Source organism: Mycolicibacterium komossense, assembly GCF_025822605.1.
In the GTDB taxonomy this organism is placed as follows: Bacteria; Actinomycetota; Actinomycetes; order Mycobacteriales; family Mycobacteriaceae; genus Mycobacterium; species Mycobacterium komossense.
Map to the genome: position 1 here is coordinate 335510 of NZ_JACKTY010000031.1, position 22757 is coordinate 358266.

Sequence of the window (22757 nt, forward strand, 5' to 3'; positions counted from 1 at the left end):
GGGCGAGGAAGGACGCGTGATGACCGACGTGCACGAACCTTCGGCGCGAAAGATCGACCTGGCGGACCGGTATGTGCCGGCATCCGGACCGGTGTTGCTCACCGGCGTACAGGCGATAGCGCGACTGCTCGCCGAGCAGAATGAGCACGACCGGCGCGCCGGGCGCCGGGTGGCCACCTTCGTCTCGGGCTACCAGGGCAGCCCGCTGGCGGGTCTGGACCGCCTCCTCGCCAGGTTGCCCAATCTGGCCGGCGATCATGATGTGCGCCTGGTCCCGGGAATGAACGAGGAACTGGCCGCCACGGCGGTGTGGGGCAGCCAGCTGGAACTGCCGAAAGGTGCGCGCACCCATGACGGTGTGCTGGGGGTCTGGTATGGCAAGGGCCCAGGCCTGGACCGCGCCAGCGACTCCTTGCGTCACGCCAACATGTACGGAGCGCATCCTCGCGGCGGCGCGCTCGTACTGGTGGGGGACGACCCCGCCGCCAAATCCTCCAGCGTTCCCTGCGCCAGCGAGATGTCCTTGGCGGCAATGGGTATGCCGGTCCTGTACCCGCGCAACGCCGACGAATTGATCAGGTTCGGTCTCTACGGCGTGGCCATGTCGCGGTTGTCCGGCTGCTGGGTGTCGATGAAGATCGTCGCCGACGTGGCCGACGGACTGTGGACCATCGACGGTGACTACGGCGACGTCGACATCACCACACCCTCGATTGACTGGGAGGGCCGGCCGTGGACCTATCGGCAGCGGGTGCTCGCCTCACCGCCGGATAGCGTACTGGCCGAGGCCGATCTGTACGGTCCGCGCTGGGCGATGGTGCAAGCCTTCGGTGCCACAAACGAATTCGACCGAATCGAGGTCGACCCTGCGCATGCGTGTATGGGAATCATCGCGGTGGGCTCGGCCTACGACGCGGTGCGCGAGACCTTGACGGAGCTCGGACTCGACGAATCCGGCCTATTGCGCTCAGGTATCCGCATCCTGCGGGTCGGCATGCCGTTCCCCCTGAGCGCCAACGCCGTCCGCCGGCTCGCCGCAGGCGTGAAGCAGGTGGTGGTGGTCGAGGACAAGACCTCCTTCGTCGAGCGCCAGGTCAAGGACATCCTCTACGGCGCCGGCGCGCCACCTGTGCTGGGCAAGCAGGACCTGGGCGGCCGACGGCTCATCCCGCCAGACGGACAGCTGACCTCGGCTCGGCTGCAGGCACCGCTGCGCCGGGCCTTACGCGGCTTCGCCGACCTGGCAGCACCCCCGCCGCCCCGCCTGGAATTGACGGCGCTGCCCGCCAAGCGAACCCCCTATTTCTGTTCCGGTTGCCCGCACAACCGGTCCACAGCGGTGCCAGACGGCTCGCTGGCCGGCGGCGGAATCGGCTGTCACACCCTGGTGACGATGTCCTCGCGCACCGACTCGCAGGTCACCGGGCTGACCCAGATGGGCGGCGAGGGCGCGCAATGGATCGGTCAGTCGGCGTTCACCGACGTCGACCACATCTTCCAAAACATCGGCGATGGAACGTATTTCCACTCCGGTCAACTCGCCGTACAGGCCTGCGTGGCCGCCGGGGTGAACATCACCTACAAGATCCTCTACAACTCCGCGGTCGCCATGACCGGCGGGCAAGATGCCGAAGCGGGCCTGACCGTTCCGCAGCTTACCCACAAGCTCACCGCCGACGGGGTGGCCGCGATCATCGTGTGCAGCGAGGACCCCCATCGCCACCCAGCTCGGGCATTCGCACCCGGGGTCGCCGTGTGGCACCGCGACCGGCTCGACGAGGCGCAGCGGCACCTGCGAGAGGTTCCCGGGGTGACCGTGCTGATCTATGACCAGCAGTGCGCTGCCGAAGCGCGTCGGCTGCGCAAGCGCGGCACGCAACCCACCCCGCGGACCCGCGTGGTGATCAACGAGGCCGTGTGCGAGGGCTGCGGTGACTGCGGAGTAAAGAGCAACTGCCTGTCGGTGCAACCGGTCGATACCGAGTTTGGCCGCAAGACCCGCATCGACCAGACCAGCTGCAACACCGACTACTCCTGCCTCGACGGCGAATGCCCGTCGTTCATCACTGTTGAGCTTCCTGAAAACCCGCAGCGCGCAGAGATTTCCGCACCCACACCACCCGAACTCGAACATCCGACGATCGTGCGGATCACCGGTAAGCACAACATCTTCTTGGCCGGTATCGGGGGGACCGGCATCGTTACGGTGAATCAGGTGCTGGGGATGGCCGCCCTGCGGGCCGGACTGCATGTCGAGGGCCTCGACCAGACCGGTCTGAGCCAAAAGGCCGGACCCGTCACGTCGCACCTCCGGTTGGCGGCTTCGCCCGTCGAGGGCGCCAACCGGGTGGGCGACAGCGGCGCGCACTGCATTCTGGCCTTCGATCTGATGACCGCCGCCGATCCTGGCAACGCTCGCTACGGAGACCCCGAAACCACTGTCACCATCGCCTCCCGCAGCGCGACACCGACCGGAGAGATGGTCTACGACCCCTCGGTGTCCTATCCGGACGAGGCGGCACTACTGCACCGACTCGGTGTGGTCAGCGGACAGCTGGTGGTCATGGATGCGCTGGCCGCGGCGCAGACACTCTTCGGCAGCACCGCGGCGGCCAACTTCCTCTTGGTGGGAGCGGCGTATCAAGCAGGCGGACTGCCCATTCCGGCCTCTGCCATCAACGAGGCCATCGCGCTCAACGGCGTGGCTGTCAAGGCCAACCAGGCGGCCTTCGCTTGGGGACGCGCCGCGGTGGCCGCACCGGAGACCTTCGCCGATGCCACCACGCGAGCAACCACGACCGCCCGCAGCGACGATCAGCTACCACCCGGCCTTCTCGATGGGCTGACCATCGCCGAGCCCACCAGCACCCTCGTGCACCGTCGGGCGGCGCAGCTCGTGGCGTACCAGAACGAGTCGACCGCGAAACGTTATCTGCTGATGATGCAACAGGTCTGGGATGCCGAACGTCGGGTGGGCGACGCCACCGACTTCAGTGCCGCCGTGGCGCACGGACTGCACCGGCTGATGGCGTACAAGGACGAGTACGAGGTGGCCCGCCTGCTGACCGATCCGGCATTCCTTGCCGCCGTCCAATCAGAAGTGCCCGGCTCGGAGAACTTGACGTACAAACTGCACCCGCCCACGCTCAAGGCCCTGGGCCGAGAGAAGAAGATCGGGTTCGGGCCGCACAGCCACGCCGTGCTGCGTACCCTGGCCCACGGAAAATGGTTGCGCGGCACTCGATTCGACCCGTTCGGTTACAGCCGGATGCGTCGGCTGGAGCGGCGGTTGGCGGCGCATTACGAGCAGATGATCCGGCAGTTGTGCGGGGAGCTCAGTGCCGAAACCTATCGGCGGGCCACGGCCGGTGCCGAGGCAGCTGATCTGGTGCGTGGCTACGAGGACGTGAAACTGCGCAACGTGGACAAGTACGTCATGCGACTGCGCGAACTCGGCCTTCCGGCGCCGGCCCCGCTGGACTGACCCGCAGTCCCCAGTGTCCGCAGGGGGCGGGCACGATGGCGAGGGCTTGCCTCGCGAGTCAGCCGACCTGGGTGCGGATCTTCTCGAGCAGCGGCGTGATGCGTGGCGGAATGCGCCTGCTCAGAACGAGTTCCGAACGGGTGCGCAGCACGCCTTTGCATGAAATGACCGTTTGGAGGACGTGTTCGAAGTCGTCATGGTCACGGGCCACCACCCGGCATAGCAGATCGCCCTCCCCCGCAACCGAGTTCACCTCCAAAACCTCCGGTATCTCGGCGAGCTCGATGCAGGTCGCGTCCATCATGGCCTGAGCGATATGCACGTGAACGAAGGCCAGGATCGAGTACCCCAGGGCGGTCGGCTGCATCTGGGGCTGGTAGCTGGTGATGATGCCGCTGCGCACGAATCGGTCGATACGCGACTGCACCGTCCCGCGCGCGACGCTCAGCCGGCGAGCGTACTCACGCACCCCGGCGCGGGCGTCCTCCACCATGAGCCGCAACACGTCCAGGTCTAGCTTGTCCAATTGCTGTGCCATTCAATCACTTTCCCACTGATCGGTCTGAAATAGCGATTCGGCCAACCGTACTGCCCACTGTCTATCAGCGCTGCGGCAGTGCCGTACCGACGACGCTCTGCAGGCACCTGTATGGGCACCATCAACTCAGTCGAACAATGTGAGCAGCTCGGCAACGGCCACCTCCAGGTGATAGCGCAGCGCTTCCTCGGCCAAGACGAGGTCGCCGCTGGCCAACGCGTTGAGAATCTCCCGATGCTCTCGGCCGATGCGCTTCGGGTCTCTGTAGTGCTGTTGGCTACGGGCCAGAATGAGCTGCAGCTCCGAGGACATCGCCACGTACGCCCTGAGCAAGCGTGAACTACCTCCTGCGCGAACAACTTCCCGGTGAAAGCCCAGGTCCACGGCGATGGTTTCGGCCCAGGACTCCTCACCGGTCATGGCTTCGAGCTTCTCCACCATCTTCTCGACGTCTGCCAGTGAGCCCTTGGAGCGGACCGCCAGGCGTGCCGCCTCGATCTCGAGTGCCGCCCGGAACTTGTACAGATCGGCCACGTCATCACGCGCCAATGTTGGAACGAACACTCCCCTGTTTTGTTCGTAGCGCAGCAGCCCCTCATCGGTGAGCACGCGCAGCGCACCCCGCAACGAGTAGCGCCCCACTCCGTAGCTTTCCGCGAGCGGCACTTCTTGCAGTTTGCTGCCGGGTCCGAAGTCACCAGAGAGCACCCGCTGCCGGATCGACGCCACCAAGGCGTCGACAGTCGATACCCGCCCCAACGGAGTTGACACTTACGGCTCCTGTCGATCGCCGATCTACAGAAGTAGACCGCGGTGATTGTATCAACATCCGGTCGGCATGAGGTCGCCTGCCGCGTGCTCACTCACTGCGCCAAACCCCGACGACCTCACCACGCCATCGCAATCTGCCGACCAAATTCCCTTATTGTCAGCACTTCTCGCGGATTATCTCGATTCCGACCGACGTGGCCGCCAGCAGTGGCACACCAGCATCTCCGCAGATTGCTCCATCCCACCTCTTGACTGCCCGAGTAATCCCTGTCACATTGATATTGTGTCAACATCCAGCGCTGCGGGACGATCCGCTCTCGAAGCACCGCCCCTGCCGGACCTCCCCCGGATCACGGACTACACCGCCTATTGGGCGCGCCTCGACGCCGACCGTGAGATGCTCACCCACGCCGAAACTCGGCTCACCCGAAGCGAAGTCGAAGAACAGTCCGCCACGCTGGCACGCGCCTTCCTAGCCGCCGGAGTGCAGCGCGGAGACCGTGTGGCAGTGCTCGGCAACCCCCGGCCCGAGTTCTACGTCACCTTCCTGGCCGCTGCCCGGATCGGTGCGATCTGGCAGGGCCTCAACCCGAAGTACACGGCCGGCGAGCTCGACCACGTGGTCGGCGATTCCCAACCGAAAGTGCTGATGGGGCTATCGGCGAATCACCGGGACACCCTGGAAGGCGTCCTCGAGCGGGTGGGTTCGGACAGCCCGGTCATCACCGCCGGCGAGTCCTGGGAGGCGTTCCTTAGCGCAGGCGAGGCGGTATCGGCAGAAGTGCTTCGCGATGCCGAAAGTGCAGTCGACAGCACAGATCCCGCCGTTCTGGTCTACACCTCCGGCACCTCCGGCCGACCCAAGGGCGCCTTGTTGCCCCACCGCGGTCTGGTCCAGTGCTCGGTGGTCCAGGCCGACCGTTGGTACGAGGCACAGCCGCGGATGCTGTGCGACCTGCCCATCAACCACGTCGGCTGCCTGGGTGACATCAGCAGCTCCGTCGTCGTCGCCGGTGGCACCGTGCACTACATGGAGAAGTTCGACCGCTCGGGCGTCCTCGACGTCATCGCGCGAGAACGCCTCGAATACTGGTTGGCCATTCCGACGATGTTCCTTCTGGTGACCGGCACACCCGAGTGGGCGACGGCTGATCTGTCCAGCATGAAACGCGCGATCTGGGGCGGGGCGGCTGCCTCTCGTGAACTCATTCTCGAACTGCAGTCCCGGATTCCGCTGGTCTGCACGAGTTTCGGCATGACCGAGACGGTCGGCTCGATCATCTACACCGACGACGACGATGATCTCGACGCGTTGGCGAACACCGTGGGACGGCCGGACCCGCGATTTGAAATACGGATCGCGCGCACCGACGGCATACCGTGCGACACAGACGAGGAAGGCGAGATCCAGGCCCGGGGTCCGTTCCTCATGCTGGGCTACCTGAACCGACCCGAGGCGACAGCGGCGGCCATCGACGCCGACGGCTGGTTCCACACCGGTGATGTCGGCCGGATCGACCGCGATGGGCGTATCCGGTTGGCGGGCCGGCTCAGCGACATGTTCAAGTCGGGCGGCTACAACGTCTACCCCCGGGAGATTGAACTCGCGCTGGAGGAACACCCGCAGGTCCGATCGGCGGCGGTGGTCAGCATCGCCGACGCGCTGTATTCCGAAGTCGGCGTCGGTTTCGTCATACCGCAGCCGGGCGCGGAGCTCGATACCGATGAGCTGCGTAGCTTCCTGCGGACCCGTCTGGCCAACTACAAGATCCCGAAGCGCCTCGAAGTCCGTGAAGAGTTCCCCCGCCTTGCCATCGGCAAGGTCGACAAACGCGTCCTGAAGCAGTGGGCCGCGATACTAAGCCAGTAGGAGATTCATGACTCAACTACCCATCGAACCGGAACTCGTCGTCACCACCGCACTTGACGACACCGTGGTCGTCCTGCGGCTCAACCGTCCGCACCGGCTCAACGCACTCAACGAAAGCCTCGTCACCGCGCTGGAAACCGCCCTGGCCGAGGCAGTTCGAGAGGGCCGGCGGGCGGTGATCCTCACCGGCACCGGGCGTGCCTTCTGCGCGGGATTCGACCTCAAAGAAGTCCGCGACGACGGCGGCCGGCGCCAGATCGACGCCCAGCAACGCCTCGCCGAGGCCCTGACCTCCCTGCCGATACCCGTGATCGCCGCCATCAACGGACTTGCTGTCGGAGCCGGCTGCGAGATCGCCCTGGCCTGCGACTTCCTGCTGGCCGGCAGCGACGCCGAATTCAGCCTGCCTGAGGTCCTCATCGGCACCGGAATGGGCGGTGGCACCTCGTTCCTGTTGGCGCGCACCGTGGGACGGGTCAAGGCCTCGGACTTCGTACTCCTCGGCGAACAGATCACCGCCGCCGAAGCCGACGCGATCGGTCTCGTCAGCCGCGTCGTCGAACCCGACCACCTCGAGGCCGCCGCCCAAGAACTCGCCTCCAAACTTGCCTCCCGCCCGCCGCACGCGATCGCCACCGTGAAGAAGGCACTGTTCCGCGGGCTCAATCAAACGTTCACCGAGTCACTGGACGCCGAGCTAACGGAAATCCGTGCCGCACACTTCCATCCCGAATCCGTCGCCCTCATGGAATCCTTCCGGCACCGCAGCACCCGCACCTGACCTCAGAATCCCCACCACCCGACAGGAGCATAACCATGGCAGACCGCTGGCTGACCTTCGACTGCTACGGCACCATCATCGACTGGCGAACCGGAATGACCGAGGCGCTGGACAGCGTCGCGCCCGGCAGATCGGTGGAGCTGATCGACGCCTACTACCGTTGTGAACCTGAAGTCGAAGCCGAACCACCGTTTCGCAACTACCGCGCCATCCTGACCGAAGGATTGCGCCGTACCGCGGAGAAGTCCGGAATCAGACTGAGGGACAACAGGTTCAGCATCCTGGCCGATACCCTGCCGAGTTGGCCGGCCTTCGCAGATAGTCTGCCGGCGCTTCAGCAGTTGCGCGACGCTGGGTACAAGCTCGGCATCCTGACCAACACCGACGCGGACCTGTTCGCCGGCACTGTGGCTGGGCCACTGCCCTTTACCTTCGACGAGGTGATCACCGCCGAGGAAGTGCAGAGCTACAAGCCGGGTGACGGCATGTTCGACGAGTTCCTCACCCGGCACGATCCCGCGCCCGCCAACTGGATTCACATCGGCAACAGCGTGTGGCATGACTGCGAGCCCGCCCACCGACGAGGATTCCGCACCGTTTTCGTGCACCGATCGGACAACGCCGAGAGCAACGAGTGGATCCACCTGAGCAGCGGCGAACAGAACAGCGTCACCGCCACCATCGCCGATCTGGCCTCCCTTCCGGCCACGGTGCAGGAGCTGGCGTAGCCATGCCCATTCCCCCACTCGTCACTGGGCCCCAACGATCGAATGTGAGCCAGATGTCCAGTCCCAGCCCAGAGTCTCGGCCGGCTATCCTGCTCGATGCGGTTGAGAAGCGCTTCGGGGATCACACCGTTCTCGACAATGTATCCCTCACCGTCGGTGGGGGCCAGGTGGTCGCGCTCATCGGGCCCAGCGGCGCCGGCAAGAGCACACTGTTGCGCTGTATCAACCTGCTGGAGCGGCCGAGCGCGGGCACCATCATGGTCGACGGCGTGACAATTCACGTCGAGCATGTGATCAAGGCAAAAGAGCTGGCCGCGTTGCGGTCCCGCGTCGGAATGGTGTTCCAGTCCTTCAACTTGTTCCCGCACATGACGGTGCTCCGCAACGTCGCACTCCCCCAGCAGCGGGTACTGGGCCGAAGCCGGGCCGAAGCCGAAGAACGGGCCAACGTGCTACTCAAGCGGGTCGGTCTAGGCGACAAGGCGCGCCAGTATCCGGGACGGTGCTCGGGTGGCCAGCAGCAACGGATCGCGATCGCCCGCGCGCTGGCCCTGGACCCCAAGGTGATGCTGTTCGACGAACCGACCTCCGCGCTGGACCCCGAGGTCGGCCTCGAAGTGCTCTGCGTCATGCGGGAACTCGCCGACGACGGCATGACGATGGTCGTGGTGACCCACGAGATGCAGTTCGCCCGCGATGTCAGCGATCACTTGGTGGTGATGGCCGAGGGCGCCGTTCTCGAAGAGGGCGACCCGCACGAGATCTTCGCGGCTCCGACCCGTCCCCGCACCCGCGAGTTCCTCCGAGCGGTCCTGGACCGAAGATGAGCATCGACACCTGGTTGATCGTCGGGCACGGCATCATCGCGACGCTGCAACTGACGGTGGTGGGTTTCGCGATCGGCGCCGTTCTGGGGCTCCCCCTGATGGTGATGCGAGGGGCCCAGATCTGGATCCTGCGTTTCATCGCACGCGCCTTCATCGAGATCACCCGCGGTGTCCCCCTCATCATCTGGCTGTTCCTGATCTACAACGGACCCACCCAGTTCAACCCCGCACTCGGCTCGGTGTTCACCTCGTGGCGCTCCGCGGTGCTGGCAATCGGCCTGGTGTCAGCGGCCTACATGGCCGAGATCTACCGCGGCGCGCTGCGAGCCGTCAGCGCGGGCCAGTTCGAGGCGAGTCGTGCGCTCGGCATGTCCCAAATCGACACCGCCACAAGGATCGTGGGACCGCAGATGATCCGAGTGGCCATCCCGGCGTCCGCGTCGTATGCCATCGGTCTACTCAAGGATTCCTCGCTCGCGTCCACCATCGGGGTCTTCGAGATCACCTATTACGCCACCACTGCCTCCAGTAACACCAGCTTCGTGATGCCGTTTTTCGTCGCCGGCGTCTACTACGTCGCCCTGACCTTCCCGTCGGCCTGGGCGGCCCGGCGGCTCGAGTCCCGGATGATGGAAAGGGTGGCGTGATGAGCGGCATCTGGAACGACTGGCTGACCCACCACGACCAGCTACTCGATGGCCTTTGGACCAGCTTGCGTTTGACGTTCATGTCATTGTTACTGGGCCTGCCGGCCGGTCTGCTGTTGGCGGTCGGTACCTCCTCACCGCGGCGCGCGCTGCGCTCAACAGTGATCGTTCTCGTCGAGATCGGCCGCGGCACGCCAGCACTGGTGCTGCTGCAGATCATCTACAACGGCATACCGGTGACGCTCACCGCCTTCATCTGTGCCTTCATCGCTCTGGCCCTGACCACCGCCGCCTACACCAGTGAGATCCTGCGCGCCGGTCTGCAGGCCGTCCCTCGCGGGGAGATCGAAGCCGGCCGCGCGCTCGGCATGAGCAGCGTCGACGTCTTGCGGGACGTGGTGATTCCACAGGGGATCCGGATCGCGCTGCCCCCGTTGCTCGGTTTCTGCATCCTGATGTTCCAAGCCACCTCGCTCGCTTTCGTCATCGCTGTACCCGAGCTGACATCTCAGGCGAAATCCATCGCCAACAACACCTTTCACTACTTCAACCTGTTCATCATCGCGGGCTTGCTCTACGCCGTCATCACCATCTCGGCCAGTTTCGCCACCGAGCAACTCGAGAAGCGGCTGCACCGCCAGCAGGCGTGACAGACAACCCCATTCACGAAAGGCACCCGACATGCGCACCTCACTCATCGGCGCAGCAGCGACCCTCGCCCTCACCGCCGCTCTCACCGCGTGCGGCTCGAACTCCGGTGACGCCCAGCCAGCCTCCGACTGCACCCCGGCTCATCCCGGACTGCGAACCGTGGCACCCGGCACGTTGACCGCCGCCACCTACAACTTCCCGCCATTCCTCGCCGTCGAAGGAACCTCGGTGGCCGGCATCGAAGGCGAGATTCTGCGCAATATCGCCGAGATGGAGTGCCTCACGCTGACATCGCAGCCATTGGACACGGCTTCGGTCATCCCGGCCACACAGAACGGCCGCGCCGACATCTCTGCTGGGGACTGGTACTGCACGTCCGCACGGGCGGAGGTGTTGTCCCTGGCCGGCCCGGTCTTCAGCGATCAGATCGTCATCGTCTCCACCGACGGCGCCACTACTTTCATTGCGCTGCAGGGAAAGTCGATCGGTACCGTTGACGGCTACATGTGGAACGCAGAGCTCCAACAGATATTCGGACCGAGTCTGCGCGTGTATCCAAATCCGACAGCCGTGTACAACGATCTGGAATCGGGCCGACTGGACTCCGCGATCGATTCCATCGGCACCGCATCGTTCGCCAAGAAGCAGAAGGGCGCGACCTGGAGCATCGAGCGGCCCGCACCGGATCCGCGGGTGGCCTCCAGCGAAGTCCCCGGACAGGTGTGTTTCCCGATGTCGAAGAACAACCCTGAGCTGTTCACCGCTGTCTCTGACGACATCGTTACCCTTCGGAACAACGGCACCATCGCAAAGATACTGCAGGACAATGGTCTTGAATCCTCGGCGGCCGATCCTGGGCCCCTTCGACTCATCGGCTGACTGACAACCCACGGAAAGGCTGACCATCGTGTCATCGAACACCGCAGAACTGCATCGCACCGTCGGCGCGGCCGATACCGCCGCTGCCTGGGGACCTGACTTCCCGGCCGCGGCCTCGACACCCTTCGTGCTGTCACTGGCCGAACTGGTGTGCCACGGCATGCTTGCCGATGGCCTGGCTGATGACGAGATCACCGTGGGCGCGGGAGTCGAACTCACCCACGACCGCCCTTCCCCGGTAGGTGCGACGCTCACCGCGCGGGCGACATTGCAGGATCGGCAAGGCAGGAAAGCGTTCTTCACCGTCGAGGTCACTGACGACAATGGCCAGCCAGTCGCCCACGTCAAACACACCCGAGCCGTGCTCAAGCGCTCGGTCATCGAGTCCGCACTCGCGACGGGCTGAGGCGGCCGAACATGCCACCGGCTGTGGTGCCGGCCTTGTCGAAGACCAGCGCAAAGCTTGAGGAGGTGAGTATCGTTGCAGCGAAGTCGATTCGCCGTAGCGAAGGCCGATGGACGGTGCGCTCGCGTAGCTGTTGTCCGACGGGGGCTGGCCCGTACCCGAATCGCCGGCAGGATTCCCTTGCGGCGATTGTGTCGGTGAGACCGCTACCCAAAGACATCTTGTCTTCCACGCCCGGGCGGTCTCGACGCCAGTACCCGCCCTCTTGGATCGGTCAGGTGAGGCTGAGCCCGCCGTCAAGGGTCAAAATCTCGCCGGTCATGTAGTCAGATTCGATGAGGGAAAGCGCGGTATGCGCTACATCGCCCGGAGTCGCCGGACGCCGCATCGGGGCACGTTCGCGCCACAGTGCCTGCGCATCAGCCCAGTTCGTGGTCATCGGCGTATCCACGAGGCCGGGTGCAATCGCGTTCACCCGGATGAAGGGAGCAAGCGTGAGTGCCAGGAGCTTCGTGGTGTGGATGAGAGCGGCCTTGCTCGCCGAATACGGGATCGAGGCTCCTTTGGGGCGCACACCAGCATGCGAGCCGATGTTGACGACCGTCGATGGCCTTTCCTCGCTTGCGGAGGCGCGCAAATGCGGTTCGGCCTCGGCGACCAGACGAAAGGGAGCGATCGTGTTGACCTCGTACAACTCCCGCCACACCGCCGGCGAAGCGGCCTGAAGATCAGAGTGCGGTATCACCGCACTCATGCCGGCGTTGTTGACCAGTACGTCGAGACTCCCAGCGATGCGTATGGAATCAGCGACGAGCCGTTGCCTGTCCGCATCGTCTGCCAAGTCCGCTTGAACATAGGATGCGTCGCCGAGTTCGGCAGCTAACGCGACCCCAGCCTCGGTCGACGAGCGGGAGTGCACGATCAGGCGATATCCGCGTTCGGCGAGGCGGCGTGCAATGGCCAGCCCTATCCCTGACGTCGCTCCGGTTACCAACGCGACGCGCCTGCTTTCGCTCACAGTCAAACGCTAGACCTTCAATCGAATCGGGCTGGCGCGACCGGAAGTGGGCTCGCATCTCACCACTAAAGAAGCGAGAATGATCACATCTTGTCTCGCGTCAGGTATGCCGTTCTGGGCAGTGCCGAAGTATTGGTTCTCAAGCAGTGAGCTCCCTTGCCGAGGGCTAGTTGTCTGAGCCGGTGTCGCGATCATCCGTTCCAGTTCTGCGCGGGCCAGTTATCCGCGGAATTCCCCTGTGTGGCGGGAATCGTCGGCCTCGGGCATCACGGTGATGAGCCAGACTGCGTGGATCTGTTCGCCCCAGATGTGGTGCAGGCACGTGTCGGAGTAGTTGCCGAGCTGGCTCGAATCATCCTGATGGACACAGAGTGTGACGGCGTGGGCGAAGACGACGGCGTCGCAGAGTGCCAGGCTGCCGATGCCGTTGAACGGCATACGTCCTACGGGCCGACCGCTGTCGCAGCCAGCCGCTGCCCCAGTGCATGCGCCGCATCGAGCAGCTTCGCGCCGAGCATCGGTCGCCGCGACGGCGAGAACCGGGTCTCGACGCCGGTCAGACTCAGCGCCCAGGCGGGATGCTCTCGCCGGTCGAACACGGCGGCCCCCATCCCCCAGCTCCCCTCGACCAGCAGCGCGGGGTTGACCGCGTAACCGTCCAGCCTCGTCTGCCCGATCCGGTCTCGAAGCGGTGACACATCGTGCGCCGCACCCCAGCCCGGCACCAGCTCCGCGCGGCCCAGATAGTCCTCGACCTCCCGGTCGGGCAGATGCGCCAGGACGACCAGGCCCGCAGAGGCCACCCCCAGCGGAAATCTGATGCCGACGTGCAGGACGTGGCTGCGCAGCGGAAAGCTGCCCTCCTCGTGGGCGAGGCAGACCGTCTCGTCGCCGCGCCGGGCCGAGAGGAACGCACTCTCACCGGTGTCGCGGGCCAGGTCCCGCAGGATGCTGCGAGCGCTGTCGGTGATGTCGTACCGTTCGGCGGCCATCGAACCCAGGAGGTACATCTCGGGTCCGAGCGTCCACCGCCCCGTCGCCCCGGTGCGGTCCACGAACCCCTCGGCGGCAAGTGCCACGAGCAACCGGTGGACAGTCGGGCGGGCCAGGTTCACGTCGCGCGCGAGGTCCGACGTCGTCGAGCCGGCCGGTTCTCGCTCCCCGATCGCGCGCAGCAGCGACGCGACGCGTCCGATGACGTGCGGCCTCTCCTCCATTCCGGTCATCCTACGTTCACTGAGTGGACGATTCTTTATTACGTCGTTCGTCCGTCGAGCAATTCTCTGGGAGTTTTACGCTGCCCATTTCCTCTGACGTGCTTTTTTGGTGAGCTGTAGGAACGAAAGCGCTCGTTCACTCTGTGGTCGACGAGCCGGGCGAGAGGTGGACCGACGGTGACGAGCAAGGTTGTCCGAAGCGCGGCGGAAGCCGTTGCCGACATCGCGGACGGTGCCACCATCGCCGTCGGCGGATTCGGGCTGTGCGGCATCCCCGACGCGTTGATCGGCGCGCTCGCCGACACCGGCGTCGGGAACCTGGAGGTCTACTCCAACAACTGCGGAGTCGATGGCCACGGCCTGGGAATCCTGTTGGGCCTCGGTCGGATTCGTCGTGTCACGGCGTCCTACGTCGGCGAGAACAAGGAGTTCGCCCGCCAGTACCTGGCCGGTGAACTCGAGGTCGAGCTCACGCCGCAGGGCACGCTCGCCGAGCGCCTCCGGGCCGGCGGCGCAGGCATCGCGGCGTTCTTCACTCCGGCGGGCGTCGGCAGCCCCGTGGCCGACGGCGGTCTGCCATGGCGCTACCGGCCCGACGGCTCCGTCGCGATCGTGTCACCCCCCAAGGAGACCAGGGTGTTCGGCGACAAGCGCTACGTCCTCGAGGAGGGCATCACCGCGGACGTCGCACTCGTCCACGCCGAGATCGGCGACGAATTCGGCAATCTGGTGTTCGACAAGGCCGCGATGAACTTCAATCCCCTGGCCGCCATGGCCGGACGGGTGACCATCGCCCAAGTCGAGCGGTTGGTCGAACCGGGTCAGATCGACCCCGCGAGCGTTCACCTGCCCGGCGTGTTCGTTCAACGCATCGTCGAAACCGGCCCGCAGACCAAGCAGATCGAGAAGCGCACGACGCGCGAGACGGCAGGAGTTCAGGCATGACTGACGTGGAGACCGCCGTGCGCGGCTGGACCAGGACCGAGATGGCCGAGCGCGCGGCTCAGGAGTTACGCGACGGTGAGTACGTCAACCTCGGCATCGGCCTTCCCACCCTGATCCCCGGCTACCTCGACCCGGCGGTTCGGGTGACGTTGCACTCGGAGAACGGGTTGCTGGGCACCGGTCCCTATCCCACCGAGGACGAGGTGGACGCCAATCTCATCAACGCGGGCAAGGAAACGGTGACGGCACTCCCGGGGGCGGCCTTCTTCGACTCGGCTCTGTCCTTCGGCATGATCCGCGGCGGGCACATCGACACCGCCGTGCTCGGCGGCATGCAGGTCTCCGCCGGCGGGGACCTGGCCAACTGGATGGTCCCCGGCAAGATGGTCAAGGGCATGGGCGGTGCCATGGACCTCGTCCACGGCGCCGCCAGAGTCATCGTCGTGATGGAACACACTGACCGCCAAGGCAATCCGAAGATCGTCGAGACGTGCACGCTGCCGCTGACCGGCCAGTCCGTCGTCCATCGAATCATCACCGACCTCGCCGTGATCGACGTCACCGACGGCGGACTGCTGCTGCGCGAGACGGCGCCCGGTATCGGCGTCGAACAGGTCCGGGCGGCCACCGGTGCTGCGCTGTCGGTCGCCGCCGACCTCGTCGACCGGAGTCAGTCGTGACCGGGCGCGCGGTCATCGTCGCGGGCGCGCGCACGCCCATCGGCCGGCTGATGGGCTCCCTGTCCGGATTCTCGGGGTCCGATCTCGGCGGCATCGCGATCAAGGCGGCGCTGGAGCGCTCCGGCGTCGCACCCGACCAGGTGCAGTACGTCATTATGGGGCAGGTCCTCACCGCGGGTGCAGGACAGATCCCGGCCCGCCAGGCCGCCGTCGCCGCCGGAATTCCAATGAGCGTGCCGGCCTTGACGATCAACAAGGTGTGCCTGTCGGGACTCGACGCGATCGCCCTGGCGGATCAACTGATTCGCGCCGGGGAGTTCGACATTGTGGTCGCGGGTGGTCAGGAGTCGATGACGCAGGCGCCGCACATGCTGGAGAAGTCCCGACAGGGGTTCAAGTACGGCGACGTGACGATGACCGATCATCTCGCCTATGACGGGCTCTACGACGTCTTCACCGATCAGGCGATGGGCGCGCTGACCGAGGCCCGCAACGACGGGGCCGTCGCGGTCACCCGCGAGGAACAGGACGCGTTCGCCGCGGCGTCGCACCAGAAGGCCGCTGCCGCATGGAAGAACAGGCTCTTCGACGACGAGGTGGTGCCCGTCGAGATCCCGCAGCGCAAGGGCGACCCCCTCGTCCTGCGCGAGGACGAGGGGATTCGTGCCGACACCACGGCCGACTCGCTGTCCCGGCTGAAGCCCTCGTTCGACCGCAACGGCACCATCACGGCGGGCTCGGCCTCCCAGATCTCCGACGGCGCAGCGGCCGTCGTGGTGATGAGCATGACCAAAGCCGAAGAGCTGGGCCTGGAGTGGCTGGCCGAGATCGGTGCGCACGGCGTGGTCGCCGGACCGGATTCGTCGCTGCAGAGCCAACCCGCGAATGCGATCGTCACCGCGTGCGCGAAGGAGGGCCTCGATCCGTCGTCGCTGGATCTGGTAGAGATCAACGAGGCGTTCGCCGCTGTCGGCATTGCCTCTACCCGTCAGCTGGGTCTGGATCCGGAGAAGGTGAACGTCAACGGCGGCGCGATCGCGATCGGTCATCCGCTCGGGGCGTCGGGAGCACGCATCGCCCTGCACCTGGCGCTCGAGCTGAAGCGTCGCGGAGGCGGAACCGGCGCGGCAGCACTGTGCGGTGGCGGCGGCCAGGGGGACGCCCTGATCCTGCACGTCTGATCACACAGAGGTCGGCGCCGCCCGGAGCTGGGCCAAAACGGTTTCATCAGGCGATGTCCACCCCGGTGAACTTCGCCGTGTGCCTTCAGCTTTGAAGCCGACCTTGGTGGCCACACGACACCACCCCCGTTGCCTGGCGGCTGGGAGCGCCATCTGTTCTGCGCTGAAACCGCCTGATGCGCAACGTAGCCGAGACAAACGGAGCAAAGGCACGGAGGATTCGGTCCTCACCGACGGTCGTGGTCGCCTCGAGCGGTCCGGCCAGATCCGCCAGGGCCGTGGCCACCGCGGACGTCCGGTCCTGCAGGTCGGGATCGAACCGCGCACGGAAGTCGACCCGATCAAGCGCGCGTAGTCATCTACAGCGAACCCGTGCGTATCGCGGGCTTCCCGGCTGCCACCGCGGCCACGCCCTATCTCAACATCGCCGATCTGGACAGTCCGATCCCAAAGATTGTCCAGTTCGGTGATAGGCGGGAGCGAGCCGGTGTTCCTAGGCTGTCGACGACATCGACGAAAGGACGATCGAGATGACGGTGCTCGACACTGTGGCAGGCGGCCCGGAGTTGTGCCAGGAACGCCGGCTGATCAGCGAAATCCCCGGGCCCCGCTCACGGGAACTCACCGCCCGGCGTAACGCTGCGCTGCCCGCGGGCCTGACCAGCGGCGCAAGCGTGTACGCCGCTGCCGCCGGCGGTGGCGTCATCGTCGACGTCGACGGCAACTCGTTCATCGATCTGAGCAGCGGTATCGCCGTCACCACAGTGGGGAACTCCGCACCACAAGTGGTCGCCCGGGCCTCGGCACAACTGACCCGGTACACCCACACCTGTTTCCTGGCCACCCCATACGAGCCCTATATCGAGGTGGCCGAGACCCTCAACCGGATCACCCCCGGCGAGCACGAGAAGCGCACTGCGCTGTTCAGCACGGGCGCCGAGGCGTTGGAGAACGCCGTGAAGTACGCCCGCGCATTCACCAAACGGCCTGCCGTCGTGGTGTTCGACCACGCGTTCCACGGCCGTTCCCTGCTGACCATGACGATGACCGCCAAGAATCAGCCCTACAAACACAGCTTCGGGCCGTTCTCCCCCGAGGTGTACCGGGCGCCCATGGCGTATCCGTACCGATGGCCGTCGGGACCCGAGAACTGCGCGGCGGAGGCCTTCAGCCAGTTCACTCAGCTGATCGACTCCCAGATCGGTGCAGATGCGGTGGCCTGCGTCGTCGTCGAACCCATTCAGGGCGAGGGCGGGTTCATCGTGCCTGCCGACGGTTTCCTCCGTTCGGTGGCCGACTTCTGCCGCGACCGCGGCATCGTGCTGGTGGCCGATGAGGTGCAGACCGGGATCGCCCGCACCGGCGCCTGGTTTGCCAGCGAGCACGAGGGCATCGTCCCCGATTTGATCACCACCGCAAAGGGATTGGCCGGTGGTATGCCGTTGGCGGCAGTCACCGGGCGCGCAGAGATCATGGATGCCGCCCACTCCGGCGGTATCGGCGGCACCTACGCCGGAAACCCGGTCGCCTGCGCCGCGGCCCTCGGCGTCTTCGAGGAGATCGCGACACACAATCTGCTCGACCGGGCCCAGCGGATCGGCGACATCATGGTAAGCGAGTTGCGCGATATCGCCGCCACCACCGATGTCATCGGCGAGATCCGCGGCCGCGGAGCCATGATCGCCGTTGAACTCGTGACCCCCGGAAGCCGTGTGCCTAATCGCGATGCTCTTGCGGCGGTGAGCCGACATTGCCTCAACAACGGCGTATTGACCTTGACTGCAGGCACATTCGGCAACGTGCTGCGTTTCCTGCCGCCGCTGTCGATCTCCGATGACCTGCTGCTCGACGCGTTCGGTGTCCTGCGCGCTGCCTTCGCCGCCCTGTAAACCCGCTGACCTTCACCTGACTAGGAACCCCGATATGTCCAGCACTGCCGTCCGGCCCGCACCCACAATCTCCGCACCCCTTGACCTGTTCGACATCGACCGTCTCCTCGATGAGGACGAACGCGATATCGCCGGCACGGTGCGTAAGTTCGTCGACACCCGCCTCAAGCCGAATGTGGAGCAGTGGTTCGAATCGGCCACTCTGCCCAGGGAATTGGCCAAGGAATTCGGTGAACTCGGTGTCCTGGGCATGCATCTGCAGGGCTACGGGTGTGCTGGCACCAGTGCGGTCAGCTACGGGCTGGCGTGTATGGAACTCGAGGCCGGCGACAGTGGATTCCGCAGCTTCGTCTCGGTGCAGGGTTCGCTGTCGATGTTCTCCATCTATGCCTACGGCTCTGAGGAACAGAAGAACGAGTGGCTTCCCAAACTCGCCGCCGGTGAAGCGATCGGCTGCTTCGGTCTGACCGAGCCCGACTTCGGGTCCAACCCGGCCGGCATGCGCACCCGTGCCCGCCGCGACGGCACCGGAGAAAACGCAGACTGGCTGCTCAACGGCACCAAGATGTGGATCACCAATGGGAACCTCGCCGATGTGGCGACCATATGGGCGCAGACCGACGACGGTAGCGGGGGTATCAGAGGCTTCCTGGTGCCCACCAACACCCCCGGCTTCACCGCCAACGAAATCCACCGGAAGCTGTCGCTGCGGGCTTCAGTTACCTCCGAACTCGTGCTCGACAACGTGCGACTGCCCGCCTCGGCACAACTCCCCCATGCCGAGGGACTCAGCGCGCCGTTGTCGTGCCTCAACGAGGCACGATTCGGCATCGTCTTCGGTGCTCTCGGAGCGGCCCGCGACAGCCTGGAAACCACCATCGCCTATACGCAATCGCGTGAGGTATTCGACCGGCCGCTCTCGAGTTATCAGCTCACCCAGGAGAAGCTGGCCAATATGACCCTCGAACTCGGTAAGGGTGTACTGCTGGCTCTGCATCTGGGCCGGATCAAAGACGCCGACGGTGTTCGCCCCGAGCAGGTGTCGTTGGGCAAACTCAACAACGTCCGCGAGGCGATCAACATCGCCCGCGAATGTCGCACCCTGCTCGGTGGCAGCGGTATCACCTTGGAGTACTCGCCGCTGCGCCATGCCAACAACCTCGAATCTGTGCTGACCTACGAAGGCACCTCTGAGATGCACATGCTGGCCATCGGCAAGGCACTAACCGGCCACGCCGCTTTCCGGTAACCATCTTCTGCCGCAACTGATGAGGGACTACTGATGACGATCTCGACACCCACGACACTGCAGCATCTGGTTGCCGGGGAATGGCTCTCCGGCAGTGGCGCCGAGCTGCGCAGCGTCAATCCCGCCCGGCCGCAGATCACCGTGGCTGCGGGCGGTTCTGCCACCACCGAGGATCTCAACACCGCGGTAGGCGCCGCCGCCGCGGCACAGCGGGGTTGGGCTGCAACCCCGATGCACCAGCGCGGCGCCGTGCTGGTGGCCGCCGCCGAAGTGATCGAGCGCAATGCACAGGCCTGGGGCTTGGACCTGGCCGCCGAAGAAGGCAAGACCAAGGCCGAGGCCATCGGCGAAGTCCGCCGCGCTGCGCAGATCCTGCGCTACTACGGCAACGAAGGCGACCGGCAAGCCGGCGACATCTATTCCTCACCCCGAGCCGGTGAGCAGATCCTGGTGACCCGCAAGCCTATTGGCGTCATCGGGGTGATCACGCCGTTCAACTTCCCGATCGCCATCCCCGCCTGGAAGATCGCGCCTGCGCTCATTTACGGCAATGCCGTGGTCTGGAAGCCGGCCAGCACCGTTCCGTTGCTGGCCATGCACCTGGCGTCGGCGCTGAACAGCGCGGGGTTGCCGGCCGGGGCGCTCAACCTGCTGATCGGTGATTCCGCCCTCGGCGACGGGATCGTCAACCACGCGGGCGTCGACGCGGTGACCTTCACCGGATCCACTGGCATCGGGCGGCGCATCGCTGCCGCTGCCGCCGCGCGTGGAGTCCCCGCACAGTGTGAAATGGGCGGCAAGAACGCCGCAGTTGTGCTCGACGACGCCGATATCGATCTCGCCGTCGAGCAGGTGATGCTCGGGGCGTTCCGCTCCACCGGCCAAAAGTGCACCGCTACCTCACGATTGGTAGTCACCGAAGGTATCGCCGACCGGTTTTTGGAGCGACTGGTCGCCCAGGCCACCGCTCTGACGGTGGGTGACCCCACCGACGACGCCACCCAGATGGGTCCTGTGGTCAACGAATCCGCGCACAAGACGATCTCCACCGGGATCGCCACCGCCGCCGCGCAGGGTGCGTCCATCCTCGCCGGGGGCAGCCCCTACCGCGACGGGGCACTGGCCGACGGATACTTCATCGCCCCCACCGTGGCCGAACTGGGTGACCAGACCGCCGATGTCTGGACCGAAGAGCTGTTCGGCCCGGTGCTGGCGGTGCGCCGCGCCGCCAACGCACAGGAGGCGTTCACGCTGGCCAATGACAGCGAGTTCGGACTCTCCGCCGCGGTGTTCACCCAGGACCTGACCCGCGCACTGGAGGCCGTCGAGCACCTCGATGTCGGTGTACTGCATGTCAATTCCGAATCGGCGGGCGCCGATCCACATGTGCCGTTCGGGGGCGCCAAGAAGAGCGGGCTCGGACCCAAAGAGCAAGGATCGGCCGCACGCGAGTTCTTCACCCACACCACCACGGTCTACCTGCGGGGCGGAGCGCCGCGCGCGTGAGTCCCCAGCGAGAAAGCACAGCAGCCCTCGATGGCGTCGTCGTCGTCGACTTCAGCCGCGTGCTCGCCGGGCCGTATGCGACCATGCTGCTCGGCGACTTCGGCGCGGACATCATCAAGATCGAACGCCCCGATGTCGGCGACGACACCCGCGAATGGGGGCCGCCCTATGACGCCGACGGGGTAGCCACCTATTTCAACGCCGTCAACCGCAACAAGCGCTCGATCACACTCGACCTCACCGACCCCGCCGACGTCGCACGGGCGCGTGAGCTGGTGGCCGGCGCCGATATCGTGGTCGAGAACTTCCGGCCTGGCACCATGGAGAAACTGGGATTGGGCTACGAGGATCTTCGCGAGCTTCGCCCAGACCTGATCTATTGCGCCATCACCGGATTCGGCCGCGACGGGGGCGCTGATCTACCCGGCTACGACCTGCTGGTGCAAGCCGTCGGCGGATTGATGAGCATCACCGGGCCCGCACCTGGCGAGCCCACCAAAGTGGGTGTCGCCGTGATCGACGTTCTGGCCGGGACGCATGCGCTGGCCGGAATCCTGCTGGCCCTGGGCCATCGTGATCGCACCGGAGAAGGTCAGCGGGTCGACACCAACCTGCTCTCGGTGCTGCTGTCGTCGATGGTCAACCAGGCCTCCGGGTATCTGGGTGCCGAGAAGGTGCCCGCCATCATGGGTAACCGCCACCCCAGCATCGCTCCGTACCAAACGTTCTCCACCGGCGACCGACCCATCGCGCTCGCGGTCGGCAACGACAAACAGTTCACGCTGTTGGCCCGCGCACTGGGCCTCGACGGACTGGCCGAGGACGAACGCTTCACCTCCAACGCATTGCGCGTGCGTAATCGAGATGCGCTGTGCGACATCCTGACAACAGTCCTGAGAACACGCGGCGCTGATCATTGGTACACGCTGCTGGCCTCAGTGGGTGTGCCGGCAGGGCCGATCAACGACATGGCCGAAGCGTTCGCCTTCGCCGAGAGGCTCGGTCTCACGCCGACCGTCGCCGTACCAGGCAGCCCCACCCAGCAGGTCGCCAATCCGATCTCGCTGTCGGCGACACCACCGACTTATCGCAGCGCCCCACCCGAACTCGGAGGGGACAACCTTCGATGACCCCGCCAGCGCCGATCACCCTCTCTGAAGTGCTGCCCGCGACGCCGGTCACCGCGACCGACGCCCCGCTGATCGCTGTGGTGGCTCCGCTGGACTATCCCGGCCTCACCGAAGAAACGCGGGAACTGGTTATCCGATTCACCAGCAGCGCGACCCCGCAACCTGGATCCTCGGTGTGCAGTGGCACCCGGAAGACTCCGACGGGCCCGAAGCTGACCGAGAAGCGCTGTTCACCGCATTCCTCACCCGCGTGAACCTCGACCGTCAGCGGCCGTTCGTCCGCTGTTGACAGCGCGCTGCTGTCCGCTGCCATCACCAGCACTTAACATGAGAAACGACATGTTGAGCCCAATGGCTGCC

At 65.6% G+C, this 22757-nt stretch carries 22 protein-coding genes; 17 read left to right on the plus strand and 5 right to left on the minus strand.

The features are described 5' to 3' along the window. Positions 1-19: 19 nt before the first annotated feature. A complete protein-coding gene (locus H7J73_RS19385) occupies positions 20-3484 on the plus strand; it encodes an indolepyruvate ferredoxin oxidoreductase family protein (RefSeq protein ID WP_264069196.1) in 3465 nt (1154 codons plus the stop codon). A 58-nt stretch (positions 3485-3542) separates the two neighbouring features. Here the strand turns inward: H7J73_RS19385 and H7J73_RS19390 are convergent, their stop codons facing one another. Both H7J73_RS19390 and H7J73_RS19395 read right to left on the minus strand, forming a co-directional pair. After that, a complete protein-coding gene (locus tag H7J73_RS19390; protein ID WP_264069197.1) occupies positions 3543-4022 on the minus strand; it encodes an Lrp/AsnC family transcriptional regulator in 480 nt (159 codons plus the stop codon). Between the two features lie 126 nt (positions 4023-4148). Then, entirely contained in the window at positions 4149-4793 is a 645-nt protein-coding gene (locus H7J73_RS19395; RefSeq protein WP_264069198.1) for a GntR family transcriptional regulator, read from the minus strand. A gap of 283 nt (positions 4794-5076) precedes the next feature. Here H7J73_RS19395 and H7J73_RS19400 point away from each other — a divergent pair, with 283 nt between their 5' ends. Genes H7J73_RS19400 through H7J73_RS19435 form a run of 8 tightly spaced genes read left to right on the plus strand, consistent with a single transcriptional unit; the run spans position 5077 to position 11582 of the window. Beyond that, positions 5077-6663: a class I adenylate-forming enzyme family protein gene (locus H7J73_RS19400; RefSeq protein ID WP_264069199.1), complete on the plus strand. Its 1587-nt coding sequence runs from the start codon at positions 5077-5079 to the stop codon at positions 6661-6663. Between the two features lie 7 nt (positions 6664-6670). After that, positions 6671-7444, plus strand: coding sequence for an enoyl-CoA hydratase/isomerase family protein (locus tag H7J73_RS19405; RefSeq protein ID WP_264069200.1), 774 nt, complete (start codon positions 6671-6673; stop codon positions 7442-7444). Between the two features lie 35 nt (positions 7445-7479). Beyond that, the gene (locus tag H7J73_RS19410) at positions 7480-8172 is read left to right on the plus strand and encodes an HAD family hydrolase (protein WP_264069202.1); all 693 of its coding nucleotides are present in this window, start codon (positions 7480-7482) and stop codon (positions 8170-8172) included. Between the two features lie 53 nt (positions 8173-8225). Then, positions 8226-8999: an amino acid ABC transporter ATP-binding protein gene (locus tag H7J73_RS19415; protein WP_264069204.1), complete on the plus strand. Its 774-nt coding sequence runs from the start codon at positions 8226-8228 to the stop codon at positions 8997-8999. After that, complete coding sequence (locus H7J73_RS19420) at positions 8996-9646, plus strand: amino acid ABC transporter permease (protein WP_264069205.1); 651 nt, start codon at positions 8996-8998, stop codon at positions 9644-9646. The genes H7J73_RS19415 and H7J73_RS19420 overlap by 4 nt, the downstream gene beginning before the upstream one ends. Continuing rightward, positions 9646-10296 (plus strand): amino acid ABC transporter permease, encoded by a 651-nt coding sequence (locus tag H7J73_RS19425; protein ID WP_264069206.1) that lies wholly within the window; start codon positions 9646-9648, stop codon positions 10294-10296. The genes H7J73_RS19420 and H7J73_RS19425 overlap by 1 nt, the downstream gene beginning before the upstream one ends. A gap of 31 nt (positions 10297-10327) precedes the next feature. Continuing rightward, positions 10328-11176, plus strand: coding sequence for a substrate-binding periplasmic protein (locus H7J73_RS19430; protein WP_264069207.1), 849 nt, complete (start codon positions 10328-10330; stop codon positions 11174-11176). A 28-nt stretch (positions 11177-11204) separates the two neighbouring features. Then, positions 11205-11582 (plus strand): thioesterase family protein, encoded by a 378-nt coding sequence (locus H7J73_RS19435; RefSeq protein ID WP_264069208.1) that lies wholly within the window; start codon positions 11205-11207, stop codon positions 11580-11582. Positions 11583-11856: 274 nt separating this feature from the next. On the opposite strand, the gene H7J73_RS19440 is transcribed toward H7J73_RS19435, so the two are convergent. The 3 genes from H7J73_RS19440 to H7J73_RS19450 form a co-directional block, all read right to left on the minus strand. After that, positions 11857-12600 (minus strand): SDR family NAD(P)-dependent oxidoreductase, encoded by a 744-nt coding sequence (locus H7J73_RS19440; RefSeq protein WP_264069209.1) that lies wholly within the window; start codon positions 12598-12600, stop codon positions 11857-11859. A 219-nt stretch (positions 12601-12819) separates the two neighbouring features. Continuing rightward, complete coding sequence (locus H7J73_RS19445) at positions 12820-13038, minus strand: hypothetical protein (RefSeq protein WP_264069210.1); 219 nt, start codon at positions 13036-13038, stop codon at positions 12820-12822. A 5-nt stretch (positions 13039-13043) separates the two neighbouring features. Next, a complete protein-coding gene (locus H7J73_RS19450) occupies positions 13044-13826 on the minus strand; it encodes an IclR family transcriptional regulator (RefSeq protein ID WP_435405530.1) in 783 nt (260 codons plus the stop codon). A 168-nt stretch (positions 13827-13994) separates the two neighbouring features. Between H7J73_RS19450 and H7J73_RS19455 the strand changes: the two genes are divergently transcribed. From H7J73_RS19455 to H7J73_RS19495, 8 genes are all read left to right on the plus strand, one after another. After that, complete coding sequence (locus tag H7J73_RS19455) at positions 13995-14762, plus strand: CoA transferase subunit A (protein WP_264069212.1); 768 nt, start codon at positions 13995-13997, stop codon at positions 14760-14762. Then, positions 14759-15442: a CoA transferase subunit B gene (locus H7J73_RS19460; RefSeq protein ID WP_264069214.1), complete on the plus strand. Its 684-nt coding sequence runs from the start codon at positions 14759-14761 to the stop codon at positions 15440-15442. The genes H7J73_RS19455 and H7J73_RS19460 overlap by 4 nt, the downstream gene beginning before the upstream one ends. Then, positions 15439-16623 (plus strand): acetyl-CoA C-acetyltransferase, encoded by a 1185-nt coding sequence (locus tag H7J73_RS19465; RefSeq protein ID WP_264069215.1) that lies wholly within the window; start codon positions 15439-15441, stop codon positions 16621-16623. Before H7J73_RS19460 ends, H7J73_RS19465 begins: the two co-directional genes overlap by 4 nt. A 530-nt stretch (positions 16624-17153) precedes the next feature. Then, positions 17154-18512, plus strand: a complete 1359-nt coding sequence (gene gabT, locus H7J73_RS19475) for a 4-aminobutyrate--2-oxoglutarate transaminase (RefSeq protein ID WP_264069216.1) — start codon at positions 17154-17156, stop codon at positions 18510-18512. 34 nt (positions 18513-18546) lie between these two features. Next, a complete protein-coding gene (locus H7J73_RS19480) occupies positions 18547-19761 on the plus strand; it encodes an acyl-CoA dehydrogenase family protein (protein WP_264069217.1) in 1215 nt (404 codons plus the stop codon). A 33-nt stretch (positions 19762-19794) separates the two neighbouring features. Beyond that, a complete protein-coding gene (locus tag H7J73_RS19485) occupies positions 19795-21267 on the plus strand; it encodes an aldehyde dehydrogenase family protein (RefSeq protein WP_264069218.1) in 1473 nt (490 codons plus the stop codon). Then, the gene (locus tag H7J73_RS19490) at positions 21264-22397 is read left to right on the plus strand and encodes a CaiB/BaiF CoA transferase family protein (RefSeq protein WP_264069220.1); all 1134 of its coding nucleotides are present in this window, start codon (positions 21264-21266) and stop codon (positions 22395-22397) included. The genes H7J73_RS19485 and H7J73_RS19490 overlap by 4 nt, the downstream gene beginning before the upstream one ends. Next, on the plus strand, positions 22394-22651 hold the full coding sequence (locus H7J73_RS19495) for a hypothetical protein (protein WP_264069221.1): 258 nt from the start codon (positions 22394-22396) through the stop codon (positions 22649-22651). Before H7J73_RS19490 ends, H7J73_RS19495 begins: the two co-directional genes overlap by 4 nt. The last annotated feature ends 106 nt before the right edge of the window (positions 22652-22757 follow it).

Bases quoted from the DNA above. Each gene is read 5' to 3' on its own strand.
- H7J73_RS19385 (WP_264069196.1), top strand. From the start codon at position 20: ATGACCGACGTGCACGAACCTTCGGCGCGAAAGATCGACCTGGCGGAC.
- H7J73_RS19390 (WP_264069197.1), bottom strand. From the start codon at position 4,022: ATGGCACAGCAATTGGACAAGCTAGACCTGGACGTGTTGCGGCTCATG.
- H7J73_RS19405 (WP_264069200.1), top strand. From the start codon at position 6,671: ATGACTCAACTACCCATCGAACCGGAACTCGTCGTCACCACCGCACTT.
- H7J73_RS19410 (WP_264069202.1), top strand. From the start codon at position 7,480: ATGGCAGACCGCTGGCTGACCTTCGACTGCTACGGCACCATCATCGAC.
- H7J73_RS19415 (WP_264069204.1), top strand. From the start codon at position 8,226: ATGTCCAGTCCCAGCCCAGAGTCTCGGCCGGCTATCCTGCTCGATGCG.
- H7J73_RS19420 (WP_264069205.1), top strand. From the start codon at position 8,996: ATGAGCATCGACACCTGGTTGATCGTCGGGCACGGCATCATCGCGACG.
- H7J73_RS19425 (WP_264069206.1), top strand. From the start codon at position 9,646: ATGAGCGGCATCTGGAACGACTGGCTGACCCACCACGACCAGCTACTC.
- H7J73_RS19430 (WP_264069207.1), top strand. From the start codon at position 10,328: ATGCGCACCTCACTCATCGGCGCAGCAGCGACCCTCGCCCTCACCGCC.
- H7J73_RS19445 (WP_264069210.1), bottom strand. From the start codon at position 13,038: ATGCCGTTCAACGGCATCGGCAGCCTGGCACTCTGCGACGCCGTCGTC.
- H7J73_RS19450 (WP_435405530.1), bottom strand. From the start codon at position 13,826: ATGACCGGAATGGAGGAGAGGCCGCACGTCATCGGACGCGTCGCGTCG.
- H7J73_RS19460 (WP_264069214.1), top strand. From the start codon at position 14,759: ATGACTGACGTGGAGACCGCCGTGCGCGGCTGGACCAGGACCGAGATG.
- gabT (WP_264069216.1), top strand. From the start codon at position 17,154: ATGACGGTGCTCGACACTGTGGCAGGCGGCCCGGAGTTGTGCCAGGAA.
- H7J73_RS19480 (WP_264069217.1), top strand. From the start codon at position 18,547: ATGTCCAGCACTGCCGTCCGGCCCGCACCCACAATCTCCGCACCCCTT.
- H7J73_RS19485 (WP_264069218.1), top strand. From the start codon at position 19,795: ATGACGATCTCGACACCCACGACACTGCAGCATCTGGTTGCCGGGGAA.
- H7J73_RS19495 (WP_264069221.1), top strand. From the start codon at position 22,394: ATGACCCCGCCAGCGCCGATCACCCTCTCTGAAGTGCTGCCCGCGACG.